Here is a 16,813-nt window from a genome sequence, read left to right on the forward strand (position 1 = left end):
TTAACTGAGTGATCGCGGGGGCTTCAACCGGAACTTGTTTTGTAGTATGATGGAGAGAGTGATTATTAGGCCTGTACTTTGGGCTTGTATAATAAAGACAGAATTAAATTTCACCGTGCCAAGCTTCGTTCGAATGACCGGCGAAGCCGTTTGCGGTTACGGGGGGACGGAGAACCGGCTTCGCTTGCCGAGCGGTTGTCCTTCGGAAAATGTTGAGGAGGAACAGTATGTCGGAACAGGCAACAGCATCAACGACGATTCGTCCGCAAACCAGCTTGCTGAGACGTGACGTTCGGTTTCTGGGAAATATTTTGGGAGAGGTGCTTGTCCACCAGGGTGGACGCGAACTGCTCGACATTGTCGAGAAAATCCGGGAAATGAGCAAAGCGCTGCGCGCCGAATTCGTTCCGGAACTGTATGAGGAATTCAAAAGTACGATCAGCCGGCTGAGCCCTGAAGTGCGCCATCAGGTGATCCGCGCATTTGCGATTTACTTCCAGCTTGTCAATATTGCCGAGCAGAATCACCGTATCCGGCGGAAGCGGGACTATGAGCGTTCGGCCGGGGAGTCGGTGCAGCCGGGATCGATCGAGGACGCGGTTCAGACGCTGAAGCATAAAAATATCAGCATCGACGATGTGAAGTCGATCATTAACAGTATATCGCTGGAACTGGTCATGACCGCTCATCCGACGGAAGCGACGCGCCGCGCGGTGCTGGATATCCATAAACGGATTGCCGAGGGCGTCATGGAGCTGGACAACCCTACCTTGACCTACCGGGAACGGGAGAAGCTGCGGGAGAAGCTGCTGAACGAAGTGCTCATTCTGTGGCAAACGGACGAGCTGCGCGACCGCAAGCCGACGGTTATCGACGAAGTTCGCAACGGTTTGTATTATTTCGATCAGACGCTCTTTGACGTGCTGCCGAACGTTTATGAAGAGCTGGAGCGCTGCCTGAACAAATATTACCCGGATGAAAAATGGCATGTGCCGGATTACTTGCGCTTCGGCTCCTGGATCGGAGGAGACCGGGACGGCAATCCGTCCGTTACGGCGGACATCACCTGGGAGACGCTCAACATGCACCGTCAACTGGCGATACACAAGTACCGGCAGAGGCTGAAGGAACTGATGGGCTTGCTGAGCTTCAGCACCAATATTGTGGAAGTGTCGAACGAACTGATCCAGTCCATCCGCCGCGACCGCGAGCATATCGAGATCAAAGGCGCCGATATTTGGCGCAATGCGACGGAGCCGTACCGGATCAAGATCTGCTTCATGCTGGAGAAGCTGGCCAACACGCGCAACGATGCGCTCAAAGGAACGCCGATGCGCTACAACAGCGCGGAAGAGCTGAAGGAAGACCTGCTCATTATCGACCGCAGCCTCCGGCATCATTTTGCCGATTATGTGGCCGATACCCATCTCCGCAAGCTGATCCGCCAGGTCGAACTGTTCGGGTTCCATCTGCTGACGCTGGACATTCGCCAGCACAGCAAGGAACATGAGAACGCGATGACGGAAATTTTGGCCAAGATGCATATCGTCGACGATTATTCGGCCTTGAGCGAGGACGAGAAGATCGAGCTGCTGCACAAGCTGCTGAACGATCCGCGTCCGCTGACTTCGTCCTATCTCGATTATTCCGAGGCGACGAGAGAATGTCTGGATGTGTATCAGACGGTGTACCGTGCCCAGCAGGAATTCGGAACGGAATGCATTTCGAGCTATCTGATCAGCATGACGCAAGGCGCAAGCGACCTGCTGGAAGTGATGGTTTTCGCCAAGGAGGTCGGACTGTTCCGCAAGGAGAAGGACGGAACGGTCCGCTGCACGCTGCAGGCGGTGCCGCTCTTCGAGACGATCGACGATCTGCACGCGGCGCCGGGCATTATGGCCAGATTGTTCGAGCTTCCGATCTACCGTCAGGCGGTAGCGGCCAGAGGCGACTTGCAGGAAATTATGCTCGGGTATTCCGACAGCAACAAGGATGGCGGCGTCGTTACCGCCAACTGGGAGCTTCGGGTGGCCTTGAACGAGATTACGAATGCCGCCAAGCAATATGACGTCAAGCTGAAGTTTTTCCACGGACGCGGCGGTGCGCTTGGCCGCGGCGGCATGCCGCTCAACCGGAGCATTCTGGCGCAGCCGCCTCATACGATCGGCGGCGGCATCAAAATTACGGAGCAGGGCGAAGTGCTTTCATCCCGTTATTCGATGCAGGATATCGCCTACCGGAGCCTGGAACAGGCGACATGGGCGCTCATTACGGCGGCCCGGCTGGCGAAGTTCCCGCTGCGGCGACCGGAAGAGGAGGCGGGCTGGGAGACCATCACGAAACGCATCTCCGATACCGCGTTGGAGAAATATCAGGACCTTATTTTCCGCGATCCGGACTTCATGACGTTTTTCAAGGAATCCACGCCGTTGTCGGAAGTGGGCGAGCTCAATATCGGTTCGCGTCCGTCCAAACGCAAAAACAGCGACCGGTTTGAAGATTTGCGCGCCATTCCGTGGGTATTCGCCTGGACGCAAAGCCGTTACTTGCTGCCGGCCTGGTATGCGGCGGGAACCGGGATCCGGGCTTATCTGGATGAAGATCCGGAAGGAATGGAAAAGCTGCGTACGATGTACGCCAAGTTCCCGTTCTTCCGCTCGCTTATCGACAATTTGCAGATGGCGCTTGCGAAAGCGGATTTGCTGATTGCCAGGGAATACGCGTCGATGATCAAGGACAGCGCGATCCGGGACCGGATTTTCGGTCAGATCGAAGCGGAATACAAGCTGACCTCCGACTTGATTCTGCAAATTACGGGTCAAGACAATATTCTCGACAACGTCCCGGTCATCAAAGACTCGATTCAACTGCGCAATCCGTACGTCGATCCGCTCAGCTATTTGCAGGTGCGGCTGCTCAGCGAGCTTCGCGAATTGCGGATGAAGGATGAGGACGATCCGGAGCTGCTGCGCGAAGTTCTGTTAACGATTAACGGCATCGCTGCGGGCATGAGGAATACGGGCTAACAGCAAAGTGTACAACAGCGAATGGGAACGGCCCGATAGCTAGCCGTTCGGCAGCCGGGCGGGAAGGCGACAGCCGCGATCTCGCCCGGCTTTTTTCTCGTGGAGGCTGACCGCCGCATGACGGGGCGCTCTGCTTTCATCATCGATAAATGGAGGCCCGAAAGAGGAGTACGGTTAACCGAAACGTCTGGAGGAGTGACGGTGAAATCATTGGAAGCGCGCCTATCGCGTTCGGCCCTGAAGGGCGATCAGCAGGCGTTCGCTGAGCTTGTCGGCCTTTATCAGGATAAGCTCTATCATATGGCATATCGAATGTTGTACAATCGTCAGGAAGCGGAGGACGTCGTGCAGGAGACGTTTCTTCGCGTATACAAAAATTTGGACCGGTATGACGAGACGATGAAATTTTCAACCTGGATTTACCGTATCGCCACCAATTTATGCATCGACCGGATCCGCAAGAGGAAACCGTCGTACTCGCTTGATGCCGAATCGAACGATCATGAAGGTTTGGACGGTTATTCGATGATTCCGAGCGACAACCGGACGCCGGAAAGCGAGACGCTTCTTTCCGAAACGCAGAGGACGATCCATCAAGCGATCGAAACGCTGCCGGCCAAATACAAATCCGTCATGGTGCTGCGGTATTTGCAGGATTTGTCGCTGCAGGAGATCGGCGAAGTGCTGGATATGCCGGTTACGACGGTCAAAACCCGCGTCCACCGCGGCCGTGAATTTTTGCGAAAACGGCTGGAAAACAAATTGTAACGGATCGCTGTTAAAACGCTTATTTTCATGAAGAAAAAATGAAACGTTCCAGCGCCCCGTACGTATCGTATACAAACCAAGCTTGTGCGAGCATGAAGAAAGGAGTATGGCTGGCATGGAATGCAGCGTCGCAATCGTTTGGATACATGACTACTTGGACGGCGAATTGCCGGCGGAAAAGGTTGCGTCCTTAAAGAAGCATTTGACCGCTTGTCCGTCGTGCCAGGCGCGTTTCGAACAGCTGGAGCGGACAGAAGCGTTGACCCGCGCGGCCTTGGATACGCCGATGCTGGACAAGGAAGCATCCCGACAGCTGACAAACCGCATTATGGCACAGCTCCCGACCAGCAGGCGGCGCAAGTGGACGCGTATGGTGCGCAATCACCCGGCTATTACTGTGGCCATTATGTTCGCGTTGATTATGGTTACCAGTTTTGTTACGATATGGGAACAGAACACCGAGCTTGTAGTGCGCGGTTCCGATCTGCAGGAGATCGTCATTAAAGGTAATCAAGTCATTGTGCCGCCTGGCGCATACGTGAACGGAAGCTTGACCGTAGAGAACGGCAATGCCGATGTTCAGGGCGAGGTAGAAGGAGACGTCATCGTCATCGACGGAAGCTTGAATCTGGCCTCGACCGCTCATATCGCCGGGAAAATCCGCATGATCGATCAGGCGCTGGATTGGTTTTGGTACAAAGTGACAGAGACCGTCAGCGGCCTGACACCTTGACAGCAAATGGCCTTCCTGGCGCGGGAAGGCTTTTTTCTTTTATAATAAAGGAATAAGGCATCTTATCTCGAAAACAATAAAGTTAAGTTGTCTGCCGTTTAGTTTGCCGGCAGGCTGCCACGATGGTAGGGAGGGCAATCGGTCGGAACCGTTAGAATAGATACCGCCTGTCATGGCGGACAAGGCACCGGCCTGTGGGGGTAGGCGAATGAACTATTTTGCCGATACGACATGGCATGATTGGATAAAAGATATTATAGACGTGGCGATTGTGAGCTTTATTATCTACAAGCTGATGGAGCTTGTTAGAGGAACGCGGGCCGTACAATTGCTCAAAGGGATATTGATGCTGGTGGCGACATGGGCGGTCAGCACCTGGTTCAATCTGTATACGTTGAAATGGTTGATGAACCAGATGTTTACGTTCGGCGTCGTCTCGGTGCTCATTATTTTCCAGCCGGAGCTGCGCCGCGCGCTCGAGCAACTCGGACGCGGCAAGCTGTTTTCCCGCTCTACCACGCTTGAGCGCGATATGGTGAACGAGTGCATCTCGGAAGTGATCAAGGCCGTCACGAATATGTCCGAACGAAGAATCGGCGCGCTGATCGTGTTCGAGCGAAGCACAGGCGTGAACGAATTAATCGAGTCCGGCATACAGATGGAAGCCAAGGTCAGCTCGGAGCTGCTGATTAACATTTTTACGCCCAATACGCCGCTGCATGACGGTGCGGTTATTATTCGGAACAATCAAATTATGGCGGCCGGTTGTTATTTGCCGTTGTCTGAAAACCCGTTTATCAGCAAGGAGCTGGGGACAAGGCATCGTGCCGCGATCGGCGTGAGCGAAGTTTGCGATGCCCTGGCGGTTGTCGTCTCGGAAGAGACGGGACAGGTGTCGCTGGCGCTGGGCGGCATGATCGTGCGCGACATTACGGAAGAATCGCTTATCTCGAAGCTGTTCGAAGAGCTGTACCAGGCTGCCAACTCGAAAGCGAAAGCGAAGGTTTCCTTCTGGAAGCGGAAAGGAGGGGACCGCCATGGATAAGTGGCTTAGCCATCCGACAGCGCTGAAAATCGTTTCCGCCGTTATCGGCGTCCTGCTCTGGGCGGTCGTCCATTTCGATCCGGAGGCCCCGCCGAACACCGTCGCATCGAATATGGAAACGAAAGTTATCGAGGCCGTCAAAATCGTGCCGATCGGAATGGACGAGAGCACGCATGTGCTGCGGTCGATGGAACCGAGCGTCGTCCGAATTCTCGTACGCGGCACGCGGACGAACCTCCTGTCGGCGAATGAAGACGAAGACTACCAGGTAACGGTCGATTTAACCGGTATTGTGGAAGGGAAATATACGTTGCCTTTGAAAGTGGGCCAGCTTCCCCGGGGGGTCGAACTGCTCGAAATGTCGCCGAACCGGACGACGGTGCAGGTCGATGCGCTCATTACGAAGCCGTTCGATGTCACCATCGTGACCGAAGGAGAGCCGGAGGACGGTTATCTTGCGGGTACGCCGGTGCTGCATTCCGACAACCGGGTGGAAGTGACGCTGCCGAAAGACGACATGGCCAAGGTTGACCGGGTTGTGGCGCGTATCGATATTGCGGGCGCCGACAAGAGCATCAACGTGAAGCGGGTACCGCTCATCGCGCTGGATAAGCAAGGAAACGAGCTGACGAATGCGGTCATCCGGCCCGCCACGGCGGAAGTCGAAATTCCGATCACGAAAGAATACAAGGTTGTCCCGCTGCGGATCGGCTTGAGCGGGCAATTGCCCGAAGGCTTGAGCATTTCGTCGTTCAAACCGAATGTTAAAGAGGTGAAGCTGTTCGGTCCGAGGGAGGCGCTGGACAAAATCGACGTGTACGACGGCCCAAGCGTCAATTTGTCCGAAATTACGGAATCCGGCGTTATCGAGCTGACGCTTAATCCGGGCGGGGCCATTCAAGCCGTAGAACCGCAAAAAGTAACCGTGCAGGTCGAAGTTGTACCAATGGAGACTCGGTCGCTGGAAAAGATGCCGATCGAGATCGACAACGTTGCGGAGCAGTTCGATGCGACGGTGATCGAGCCGGCCTCGGGATTGGTGGATTTGCAGGTAAGAGGCGCCCCGGACATTCTGGCGAAGCTGCAGGTGAAGGATGTGCGCGTCTCTGTCGATGCCGACGGTCTTCGAGCCGGCCGGCATAAAGTGAAGCTGGACGTTGCGCTGCCGCCGTTCATCGAGCTTGTGTCCGCGAGCGTCGATTCGGCGACGGTTCAAATTACGGAGACGGCGCCCGTCATCGTCAAGCCGGATGAACCGGCGGGCCCCGATCCGCCTGCCAACGGGGAAGGCGAATCGGACGGCGCGGCGGATGAAAAGCCGGACGATCGTGACGGAGATGGGAATACCGGCGAAACGGACGAAGACGGTTCCGATCCGCCCGGAACACCCGGAACCGGCAGTCCGCCGGACAAGAACGATCCGCCCGCAAGTCGGGAGCCGGAAGAGGAAGCGCAGACGGGAACGTAAGGCGGCCGCGCGCCGGTCTTCTTACGTTTCGCCCGGATGCGGAAGGCCATTATATGCAAAAGGAGCAATGAATTCATGGGAAAGTATTTTGGAACGGACGGTGTCCGCGGTGTAGCGAATCGCGGGCTTACGCCTGAGCTTGCTTATAAAATCGGCCGCTGCGGCGGTTATGTATTGGCCGGACATACGGCCAGGCCGAAGGTTGTCATCGGACGCGATACCCGCGTCTCCGGCCCGATGCTGGAGGCGGCGCTGATCGCGGGGCTGACGTCTATCGGGGCAAACGTCGTAAGACTCGGCGTCGTGTCCACGCCTGCCGTCGCGTTTTTGACGCGGGAGATGAAAGCCGATGCTGGCGTCATGATTTCGGCATCGCATAATCCGGTGGAGGACAACGGCATCAAGTTTTTCGGCGGTGACGGCTTTAAGCTGTCGGACGAGACGGAGCTTGAGATCGAACGCCTGATGGATGCGGAACGCGACGAACTGCCGCGCCCGGAAGGCGGGGAAATCGGGACGGTGACGGACGACACGGAAGCGAAACAGCGCTATCTGGCCTATTTGAAGACGACGATCTCCCATTCGTTCGAAGGCTTGAAGATCGTGCTCGACTGCGCCAACGGCGCCGCCTACGAGCTGGCTCCGCAGGTGTTCCGGGAGCTGGGAGCGCAAGTGGTGACGGTCGGCGCCGAGCCGAACGGTCTGAACATCAATGACGGCGTCGGATCGACGCATCCGGAGTTTTTGCGCGAGCGGGTGCTGGCCGAAGGCGCGGATTTCGGGCTGTCGTTCGACGGCGATGCCGACCGGCTTATCGCGATCGACAGCAACGGGGAAGAAGTAGATGGCGATTATATTTTATGCATTTGCGGCGAGGCGATGAAGCGGGCCGGGAAGCTGAAAGGCGACACGATCGTGACGACGGTGATGAGCAATATCGGGTTTTTCAAGGCGGCGGAGCGTCTCGGGCTGCAGACGGCGAAGACGGCCGTCGGCGACCGGTACGTGATGGAAGAGATGCGCCGCGGAGGCTACAACCTGGGCGGGGAGCAATCGGGACATGTGATTTTCCTCGATTACAATACGACTGGCGACGGCATTCTGACGGCGCTGCAGTTGGTCGATACGATTATCGCTTCCGGCCGGACGCTGGCCGAGCTGAAGACGATTATACGCAAATATCCGCAGGTGCTCGTCAATGTGCGCGTCGCCGACAAGTCGCTGTTCAAGGACAATCAGGCGATTGCGGCGGTGATTCGCGAAGCGGAGGAGAAGCTTGGCGACAACGGCCGGGTGCTCGTACGCCCTTCCGGCACCGAGAACTTGATCCGCGTCATGGCCGAAGGGCCGGACAAAGCGGAGATCGAAGCTTACGTATCCCGCATTGCCGATGCGGTGAAGTCCGAGTTGGGGTAAGCTTCGGGGGACACGGGCATGCTGCAGCAGTGCCGTACTTCGAAGCGGGACGAGCGATCCGTTCGTTTGTCGGGTAAAATTACCAGGTGACTGTACTTGCGGATGTGCGGACATCCGCCCAGCGGCCCGCAAACGCGAACCGCTGCGGACAGGTACGAGGCTTGCGGCATGGTCAAGACGTCTTCATTTTGCGCATCGGGCGCATCCGGGATTTTAGTTCGAAAGTTCAGGTTGCGCCGTGATGCAAAAATGAATATGATAGGAAATATGATTCCGGAAGAGAAAGCGAGGGTAGATCATTCCAACGTTTGACAAGCGCCAGAGCTTGCTGATGGAGATGACGGTCGCGTCATAAAGGCAAGCTGACGAGGTGGAGGTGTTCGAACATGTTCGGCGGGGACCTCCCGGTTACGCATTCGAACCGTAAGCCGATACGTCAAAAGGAGACGGGCAACCGCTCTGACAAGCGTTCGGCGGAATGCGCTTATGCAGGTTCAGGCAGCGGAAAGGGAACCGGGCCGGGACTTGTGCTGTTTTGCGGCGATCCGGCGATTCGTCCCGGATATCGGATTGGCTGTTGAAGCGCGGATTTATCATTTTTTACGGTCTTGGTATTTAATCGGATTGAATTTTTAGGACATGGATATTCGCAATAAAATGCGTGTTCCCCGAATGTCCTGGGATGCCGCTACCGGCGGACGCAGGCGATTTGGGGTGCGGAACGGCATCATAAGCGACAACAGATGATGCAAGAAGCGACAATTGAATAAAGAGCCTGTGTGCCGCATGGGGATGGGCGTCCGGGAGCGGGGGAATATTACCCGTAAACGGAGGTTTGTTCAAACATGTGTGGAATAGTGGGATATATCGGCAAGCGGGATTCGCAGGATATTTTGATCGAAGGGCTTAAGAAACTGGAGTACCGCGGCTACGATTCTGCCGGCATCGCCGTGTTCACGAAAGACGGTTTGTCGATTCGCAAGTCGAAAGGCCGTCTGGCCGTGCTGGAAGATAAGCTGCGCGGCGAACCGCTGCACGGTTCCGTCGGCATCGGGCACACCCGTTGGGCGACTCATGGCGAGCCGTCGGACGTCAATTCTCACCCGCATACGGACAATTCGTCGAAGTTTTCGGTCGTGCATAACGGCATTGTCGAAAACTATCTCGAGTTGAAAGAGGAATTGATCGAAAAAGGCCATCGCTTTGTGTCGGAAACCGATACGGAGGTCATTTCCCATCTCATTGCGGAAGAGTACGACGGCGACATCGTGCGCGCGGTGCAGCGTGCCGTCAAACGGATGCGCGGCGCGTTCGCGATCGGCGTATTGACGGAGTACGAACCGGAGAAGCTGGTGGCCGTCCGCTTTGCGAGCCCGCTCGTCATCGGTGTCGGCAAAGGCGAGAATTTTATCGGCTCGGATATTCCCGCCATTCTGGAATATACGCGGGATGTGTATATTTTGGAGGACGGGGAGATGGCCGTTCTGACTCGCGACGGTGTCGAAATCATGACGACCGACGGCGAATTTATTTCCAAGGAAATATTTCATGTCGATTGGGATTTGGTCACCGCGGAGAAAGCCGGATTCGATCACTTTATGCTGAAAGAAATTTTCGAGCAGCCGCAGGCATATCGCGACACGATGCGCGGACGGATCGGCGAAGACGGCCAATCGGTCGTGCTGAACGAGATCGGCATGACGGATGAAGAGATCAAGCGGATCGCCAAGGTTCATGTCGTCGCCTGCGGTACGGCCTACCATGCGGGACTTGTCGGCAAGTCGATTATCGAGTCGCTGGCGCGCATTCCGGTGGAGACGGATGTCGCATCGGAGTACCGCTACCGCTCGCCGATCATTACACCGGATACGCTCGTGATCGTGGTCAGCCAATCGGGCGAAACGGCCGATACGTTGGCAGCGCTGCGCGAGGCGAAGCGCTGCGGAGCGCGGGTGCTGGCGATTACGAACGTTGTCGGCAGCTCGGTAGCCCGTGAAGCGGACGACTGCATTATTACGTGGGCCGGACCGGAGATCGCGGTGGCCTCCACGAAAGCTTATACGTCCCAGTTAATTGCCTTCTATTTGCTGGGCCTGTATTTGGCGCAGATGCGCGGCACGATCGAGCGGGAGGAGATCGGACGGATTGTGGCCGCGATGCAGTCGCTACCGGAGCAGGTCGAATCCATTCTGGAACAGAAGACCGTACTGTCCCAGGTCGCCAATCAATTGGCGAAGCATGATAATCTGTTCTTCATCGGCCGTGGCCTGGACTTTGCTGTCGCCCAGGAAGGCTCGCTCAAGCTGAAGGAGATTTCGTACATTCACTCCGAGGCCTATGCGGCCGGGGAGCTGAAGCACGGAACGCTGGCGCTCATCGAGGAGGGCGTTCCGGTCGTTGCTCTCATTACGCAGGAGGCGCTGTACGAAAAAACGCTGAGCAATATCAAGGAAGTGAAGGCGCGCGGCGCCCGGGTCCTGGCGATCGTCGGAAGCGGCAGCGAGGACGAGATCGGCAAATCCGTCGACGAGCTGTTCGTCATTCCGAAGACGCTGCCGCTGCTGACGCCGGCGCTGTCCGTCGTCCCGCTGCAGCTGCTCGCCTACTACGCTTCGCTGGCGCGGGGGAACGATGTGGATAAACCGCGCAATCTGGCGAAAAGCGTGACAGTGGAGTGAGCGGGACGGGGTACTTGAATGTTGTTGTTTACGGAAAATAAAGTTTTAGACTGAAAAATAAAGTATTAGACCGTGAAAATAAAGTTTTAGACTGAGTAAATAAAGTATTAGACTGCTGGGTGCTTCAGCATTTACTCCGATAAAACAGACATCATGAGCTCGAACCCCGTAAATGGAATATTTGCGGGGTTATTTTGTTTTTTGGAGTTGATCCGGTTTGAGCCTAGGCGAAAAAGTCAGAACTATCCGAAAATCACATGAGTTGAACCAAAAAGAATTTGCTTTGAGAATTGGCGTCTCACAAGGGACATTGAGTGATATCGAACGCGGTGTTTGTTTGCCATCGTGTGAAACAATTATTGCATTGAGAAACAGATTTCATTGCGATCTGAACTGGCTGCTTGCAGATGACGAATATGTTTCTTCAACCGAAGTCCGTATATCCAGTGAGGAGTCAGAGTTACTTAGTATCTTTCGCTCCCTCCCCCATCATGAAAAAAATGAATTGCTTGAAATCGTTCAGATAAAGAAGAGAAAGAAAAAATATCCGAATACGGATTAAAAAATCCGAAAAGTGCAATCATGGTAACATGACCATTCATTCTGGGGTGTTACCAAGTGGAAGATAAATTGGATATCGGAATCGTCACTCAATACGGAATTTGGTTTCGCGGGAACCTCTACTCCTGTTCATTAGCCATTCATGAGAAGTGGTTTGAGCGAGCTCGACAAATTGGAGGTTGGCCGTTAACGGTTAAATACAATGATTCAGAGGATCAAATACATGTTGTTCTAGAGAATGGCGCAGCGGAAAACTGCTCTCGGATCGAACATTTGTCGCGAGACTCCGGAAAGTTAATGGCATATTATTTAGAAATTCAGAAGTTAATGGGATTGAGAAAAGAACTTCTCGAAAGAAAAACGAATGATGAGGACCGTTTTTCGGACAAGCACTTGAGGTGATCCAGTGGCCAAGCGGAAGAGGCAACTCACAGAAGCAAAAATTGAAAAGATGATCAAAGAAGGCAGAGGACAGGGTTTCGGCAAGGACTATCTTCCTTGGCTTACGATTCAAGACGTTCCTTCAGAAGGCAGGGCCACTCGTGGCGTTGGATGGACGACCGGTCGAAGACACCAACTCTTGTCGGATATTGAGCGGGATTACTTCTATCTCCTGGATTACTGCGACGATGTTTCAGATATTCGCGAACAATTTCCACTCCTGCCGTTAGAAGAAACGCAGATGATCGCGGATAAAATGGGCGTAGAGCACCCCAAGGATACGATAACTGGCATACCGATCGTGATGACCACAGACTTTCTGGTTACTTATCGGGATAAAACATTTGCCAGGACAGTTAAACCCTCCGCTGAATTGGAAGATGAACGAACCATCGCGAAATTTGAGATAGAGCGGATTTACTGGGAAGCCCGACATGTGGATTGGGGCATCGTCACAGATTCAGATTTGCCCGATGCACTTATACGAAATATCGAATGGGTGCATAAAGAGTACCATAATGAAGATGTCCCGGAGCTCGGAATTTTTACAATTCGCAATCTGCAACAAATGTTATCCTCGCGCTTACAAAACGGTGAAGTCATATCGAAAGCTTGCTTGGCCTGCGACGAACGGTTAGGACTTGATGCAGGCACTTCACTGGCGCTATTCCGCCATTTTATTGCACGTAAAATATGGTCCGTAGATATGACCGAACGAATCATACCTACTCTTCCGGCTAAGGACTTCTTTGTGAAGCAATCTGATTCGAGGCTTGAAGCGAAAGGTGGATGAACGGAATGACATCAAGATCTATCTTTGAGAATCAGGTTATAGAATGGATTTCTTCTGAAACGGATATCCGTTTTGTGGAACGAATCCTGTGGATTTCTCCAGCAAACGATGTGGTTTTCAGTATTGCACTTGAGGATGAAAAGGCATTTCCGGTCATGAAAACATATACAGAATTCATTTCCGGCTTAGAGGCTAATCTGTGTAAGCCCATTGACTGGATCAACCCCAACATCCCGTTACTAGAGCAATCCATCGATAATGAATATCTTCTCCTCCGTGATAAAGCGTGGGATGCGATTAAAGATATCGTGTCGGATGAACCTGACTGTTTCGATAAGAAATTACGAGGAATACGTGTCCGTGAAGCTCAGGAAAAGACAGGTCTTCACAAAAGTACAATTTATCGTTATTTGCGAAGATTCTGGCAAGGCGGAAAGTTGAAAAATGCTCTTCTCCCCCATTACTACAACTGTGGAGATTATGGGATTGATCGAGCACCCGGAAAAGCAAAACGCGGCCGTCCCAGAAAGTTCGAGGATGGGCCGACAGGCATTAATATTGACGAAGAAACGAAACAATTGCTTCGTTCGGGCATCCGGCTTTTTTACAACAACAAAGAGAAAGCCCCTCTCAAACATGCCTATCAAAAAACACTTGAAAAGTTCTTTGCGACGGGGTTCCGACAAGATGGGAAAGCAATCGTACCTGTTCTCCCTCCTCCAGATAAATTGCCGACGTTCGGACAATATCGGTATTGGTTCAAGAAAGAAATGGATTTGGAAGATACTTTAAAGAGCCGGCTTGGCAAGAAACAATATGCCCTCAAGTATAGACCGATTCTTGGCAGTTCCACTCATGAAAGCTTCGGTCCCGGATCCAGATTCCAAATTGATGCCACTGTAGCAGATGTTTTCCTGGTAAGTGAATATCGACGAGACTGGATTATCGGGAGACCGATTATTTATATCGTAATCGATGTATTCAGCCGCTATATCGTCGGCCTATACATTGGGCTCGAAGGACCGAGCTGGATCGGGGCGATGATGGCTCTGGCCAATACGACAATGGATAAAGTGAAATTTTGTGCTCAGTATGGCATCGGCATTGAACCGGAAGAGTGGATTTGCAGTCATTTGCCTCAAAAGCTTACGGCAGACCGTGGAGAACTGGAAGGTCATAAGCCAAGCCATCTCATAGACGTATTAGGTGTTGATGTGGAGAACGCTTCCCCTTACCGGGCAGATTGGAAGGGCATTGTCGAGCAGCAATTCCGATTAATAAATCTCCGAAGCGTTCGCTTTATTCCGGGAGCAATCAAAGAGCGTCAACGGGAGCGAGGCGAACGAGATTACCGTTTGGATGCCAAATTAACGCTTCGAGAGTTTACACAGATCATGATACGCAATGTAATTTATCATAATAATCATCACCATATGCTTTGGTACGACCGGAATGAGTTTATGATCGCCGATGATATTCTTCCTATTCCACGCGAACTGTGGCATTGGGGCATCATTAACCGAAACGGACGGCTCAAGAAGCAACCGGAACATATCGTCAAGTTAAACTTAATGTATCACGGAGAAGCGACCGTTACAGCAGCAGGAATCCAATTCAAAGGCATGCATTACGGCTGCGATTTGGCATTGCGCGAACAATGGTTCGTAAAAGCAAGGGCAGGCAAAACGTGGCGTGTTAAAGTGTGCTACGATCCCCGTTCCACTGACGAAATTTATTTGTGGTTGGATGAAGGACACCGATTTGAACCGTGTACTTTGCTTGAACGGGAAGAACGTTACATGAACAAACGATTCGAAGAAGTAGAAGATTTGCTTGAGATTGAAAAGTACGAAGGCCGCCATCAAGAGGTTAACAATATGTTGTCCAAAATCGAACTGGACGCACACACGAAGGCGATCGTTGAAGAAGCTGCAAAAAAGACAGATGAGGCGATTAAACAGAATCAAGAAAGCAATAACCAGCGAATAAAAGGAACAAGACAACATCGTTCTAACGAGAAATTGCTCAATCGCGAACAAGAAGCATTTAAATTGTCCGATCAAGCCCAAGCACAGAACATTCCAGCAAATAATATTATCCCACTGAAACGAGAAGACGTAGATCAAAGAAAAACACAGCCCTATATTCCGCCGGCAGACAAACTGTCGAAAATCAAATCCTACATGCTCGAAGATGGTGAAGAGGAATGAGTGAATTCGATGTCCCCTTATTTCATTTCAGCCGCGGTGAATTTGTTGAGGCAGACTACCAGGATCCGCTGCTCGAGGATTACCGCAACAATCCTCTACTTGAGGCACTGCCGCCGATATGGGACGAAAAAACCGTTGTGCAGAAATTAGCATCGAGACCGATATTTCATGCTTCCGAGCGTGAGTTACCTACCCATCTTCGGTTACATTGCGTACAACGGATTTCTCGCGATTTCTTTCAACCTTTATCTCGACATTTGGAGCTGGAGCAGAGTATTTCCCGTCTCATCAGAGACGGGTATGTTGGTCGTAATCCACTTACCCCAAACTATGCCTTTCGAGCTCGTAAGGATGCATATGAGCTCATTATGAAGGGGAATACAAGTGGATATCCAGTAAATACGCCCACATCTGCCGGATTTGCTTTGGTTGGCATATCGGGTATCGGGAAATCCAGCAGCTTGCTCCGAATTCTGCAAATGTATCCGCAAGTGATTTTACATCGGAAATACAAAGGAAAAGATATGCCTGCTCCTTATCAAATTGTTTGGCTGAAGATGGATTGCCCGCATGACGGTTCAATCAGAGGGCTGTGCCTTAACTTCTTGCTGGCAGTGGATAGTCTTGTCGGAACCAAGTATTACAAAAAGAATGCAACGAAAAATCCGGATGAATTATTGCCGCTCATGGCACAGGCGGCTACAGTGCATTGTCTGGGGGTTCTTGTGATTGATGAAATCCAAAACCTTCAAGAAGCCAAGGATGATCGAGCAGCTCAAATGCTTAACTTCTTCGTTCAATTAGTTAACACTATTGGGTTGCCGGTTATACTTGTCGGAACATATAAGGCACTTCCTGCGTTAAACGGAGAATTTCGAAATGCGCGGCGCAATAGCGGCCAAGGAGACGCAACATGGCATCATTTTAAGAAAGATGATGAGTGGACATGGCTGCTGCAAGGTTTGTGGAAGTATCAATGGACAGATAAGAAGGCTGAGCTGAATCAAGAGTTTATTGATACTATGTTCGACGAATCCCAAGGTATATCCGACATCGCGATAAAATTGTTTATGCTGACCCAGTGGAGAGCATTGGATAAAGAAATTGAGCAGATTACGCCGGAATTAATCCGTTCTGTTGCGAAGGATCGGCTGACATTGATCCGCCCGGCTCTTGAGGCTTTGCGTTCCGGAAAGAAGAGACAGATACAGAAGTTTGCAGACATTTATGACAGTGTTTCCATTGATGATTACCTGGACCGCATTGAAGCTGAACAGCGCCAAACAGAACGACTTGAAATCATCCGAAATGAACTCGGTTATGACTTAGTGGAGCAAACCATAAATGAAGTCTGCGCGTGGCTTGTTGAAGCAGGAATCGATCAACAAACAGCACTGCAATCAGCCGGGAAGGTTGTAAAGGCGCAATTGCGCGAACTTGATTCTGTAGATTTACATAAAGAGGCGTTAAAGCTGGCTTTACAGAAACCGGCTGTCCCATCGAGTTCTTCGCCTAAGCAACGTGGAAGAAGCAATTCAAAAGTTATTCCGACCGAGCCAAGCGATTTAAGGCTAATCGTGGCACAAGGGAAAAAGAAGAAGTTGTCCGCTTACGAAGCGCTGAAAGCAGCCGGATATATTAAAAATCCTTTGGAGTTCCTTGGATGAGGCATTG

Annotated in this window: 12 protein-coding genes; all 12 read left to right on the forward strand. The window is 52.4% G+C overall.

Features of this window, described 5'->3' with window-relative positions:
• The first annotated feature begins 227 nt into the window (after positions 1–227).
• The 12 genes from ppc to ABEV74_RS16530 all read left to right on the forward strand — a co-directional run bounded on the left by ppc (position 228) and on the right by ABEV74_RS16530 (position 16,806).
• On the forward strand, positions 228–3,026 hold the full coding sequence (gene ppc / locus ABEV74_RS16475) for a phosphoenolpyruvate carboxylase (RefSeq protein WP_430147630.1): 2,799 nt from the start codon (positions 228–230) through the stop codon (positions 3,024–3,026).
• A 201-nt stretch (positions 3,027–3,227) separates the two neighbouring features.
• Positions 3,228–3,794, forward strand: coding sequence for an RNA polymerase sigma factor SigW (gene sigW, locus ABEV74_RS16480; RefSeq protein WP_062490576.1), 567 nt, complete (start codon positions 3,228–3,230; stop codon positions 3,792–3,794).
• A 115-nt stretch (positions 3,795–3,909) separates the two neighbouring features.
• Positions 3,910–4,527 carry a zf-HC2 domain-containing protein gene (locus ABEV74_RS16485; protein ID WP_430147633.1) on the forward strand — a complete coding sequence of 206 codons (618 nt, stop codon included), beginning with the start codon at positions 3,910–3,912 and terminating at the stop codon, positions 4,525–4,527.
• Positions 4,528–4,735: 208 nt separating this feature from the next.
• Entirely contained in the window at positions 4,736–5,572 is an 837-nt protein-coding gene (gene cdaA, locus ABEV74_RS16490; protein WP_062490580.1) for a diadenylate cyclase CdaA, read from the forward strand.
• The gene (locus ABEV74_RS16495) at positions 5,565–7,040 is read left to right on the forward strand and encodes a CdaR family protein (RefSeq protein ID WP_430147636.1); all 1,476 of its coding nucleotides are present in this window, start codon (positions 5,565–5,567) and stop codon (positions 7,038–7,040) included. The genes cdaA and ABEV74_RS16495 overlap by 8 nt, the downstream gene beginning before the upstream one ends.
• Before the next feature lie 75 nt (positions 7,041–7,115).
• Positions 7,116–8,456 carry a phosphoglucosamine mutase gene (gene glmM, locus ABEV74_RS16500; RefSeq protein WP_430147639.1) on the forward strand — a complete coding sequence of 447 codons (1,341 nt, stop codon included), beginning with the start codon at positions 7,116–7,118 and terminating at the stop codon, positions 8,454–8,456.
• An 845-nt stretch (positions 8,457–9,301) separates the two neighbouring features.
• Positions 9,302–11,134 (forward strand): glutamine--fructose-6-phosphate transaminase (isomerizing), encoded by a 1,833-nt coding sequence (gene glmS, locus ABEV74_RS16505; RefSeq protein ID WP_062490589.1) that lies wholly within the window; start codon positions 9,302–9,304, stop codon positions 11,132–11,134.
• 217 nt (positions 11,135–11,351) lie between these two features.
• A complete protein-coding gene (locus tag ABEV74_RS16510) occupies positions 11,352–11,696 on the forward strand; it encodes a helix-turn-helix domain-containing protein (RefSeq protein WP_430147642.1) in 345 nt (114 codons plus the stop codon).
• Positions 11,697–11,752: 56 nt separating this feature from the next.
• A complete protein-coding gene (locus tag ABEV74_RS16515) occupies positions 11,753–12,097 on the forward strand; it encodes a hypothetical protein (RefSeq protein ID WP_430147645.1) in 345 nt (114 codons plus the stop codon).
• Between the two features lie 4 nt (positions 12,098–12,101).
• Complete coding sequence (locus ABEV74_RS16520) at positions 12,102–12,929, forward strand: TnsA endonuclease N-terminal domain-containing protein (protein ID WP_430147648.1); 828 nt, start codon at positions 12,102–12,104, stop codon at positions 12,927–12,929.
• A gap of 5 nt (positions 12,930–12,934) precedes the next feature.
• Complete coding sequence (locus tag ABEV74_RS16525) at positions 12,935–15,139, forward strand: Mu transposase C-terminal domain-containing protein (RefSeq protein ID WP_430147651.1); 2,205 nt, start codon at positions 12,935–12,937, stop codon at positions 15,137–15,139.
• Positions 15,136–16,806 (forward strand): ATP-binding protein, encoded by a 1,671-nt coding sequence (locus ABEV74_RS16530; protein WP_430147654.1) that lies wholly within the window; start codon positions 15,136–15,138, stop codon positions 16,804–16,806. The genes ABEV74_RS16525 and ABEV74_RS16530 overlap by 4 nt, the downstream gene beginning before the upstream one ends.
• The last annotated feature ends 7 nt before the right edge of the window (positions 16,807–16,813 follow it).

This window comes from Paenibacillus cisolokensis (assembly GCF_050481165.1).
Taxonomy (GTDB): Bacteria; Bacillota; Bacilli; order Paenibacillales; family Paenibacillaceae; genus Paenibacillus_AH; species Paenibacillus_AH cisolokensis.

What these genes read in the sequence shown, in the direction of transcription:
- ABEV74_RS16495 (WP_430147636.1), top strand. Translation starts at nt 5,565, where the DNA reads ATGGATAAGTGGCTTAGCCATCCGACAGCGCTGAAAATCGTTTCCGCC.
- ABEV74_RS16525 (WP_430147651.1), top strand. Translation starts at nt 12,935, where the DNA reads ATGACATCAAGATCTATCTTTGAGAATCAGGTTATAGAATGGATTTCT.
- ppc (WP_430147630.1), top strand. Translation starts at nt 228, where the DNA reads ATGTCGGAACAGGCAACAGCATCAACGACGATTCGTCCGCAAACCAGC.
- ABEV74_RS16530 (WP_430147654.1), top strand. Translation starts at nt 15,136, where the DNA reads ATGAGTGAATTCGATGTCCCCTTATTTCATTTCAGCCGCGGTGAATTT.
- glmS (WP_062490589.1), top strand. Translation starts at nt 9,302, where the DNA reads ATGTGTGGAATAGTGGGATATATCGGCAAGCGGGATTCGCAGGATATT.
- glmM (WP_430147639.1), top strand. Translation starts at nt 7,116, where the DNA reads ATGGGAAAGTATTTTGGAACGGACGGTGTCCGCGGTGTAGCGAATCGC.
- cdaA (WP_062490580.1), top strand. Translation starts at nt 4,736, where the DNA reads ATGAACTATTTTGCCGATACGACATGGCATGATTGGATAAAAGATATT.
- ABEV74_RS16485 (WP_430147633.1), top strand. Translation starts at nt 3,910, where the DNA reads ATGGAATGCAGCGTCGCAATCGTTTGGATACATGACTACTTGGACGGC.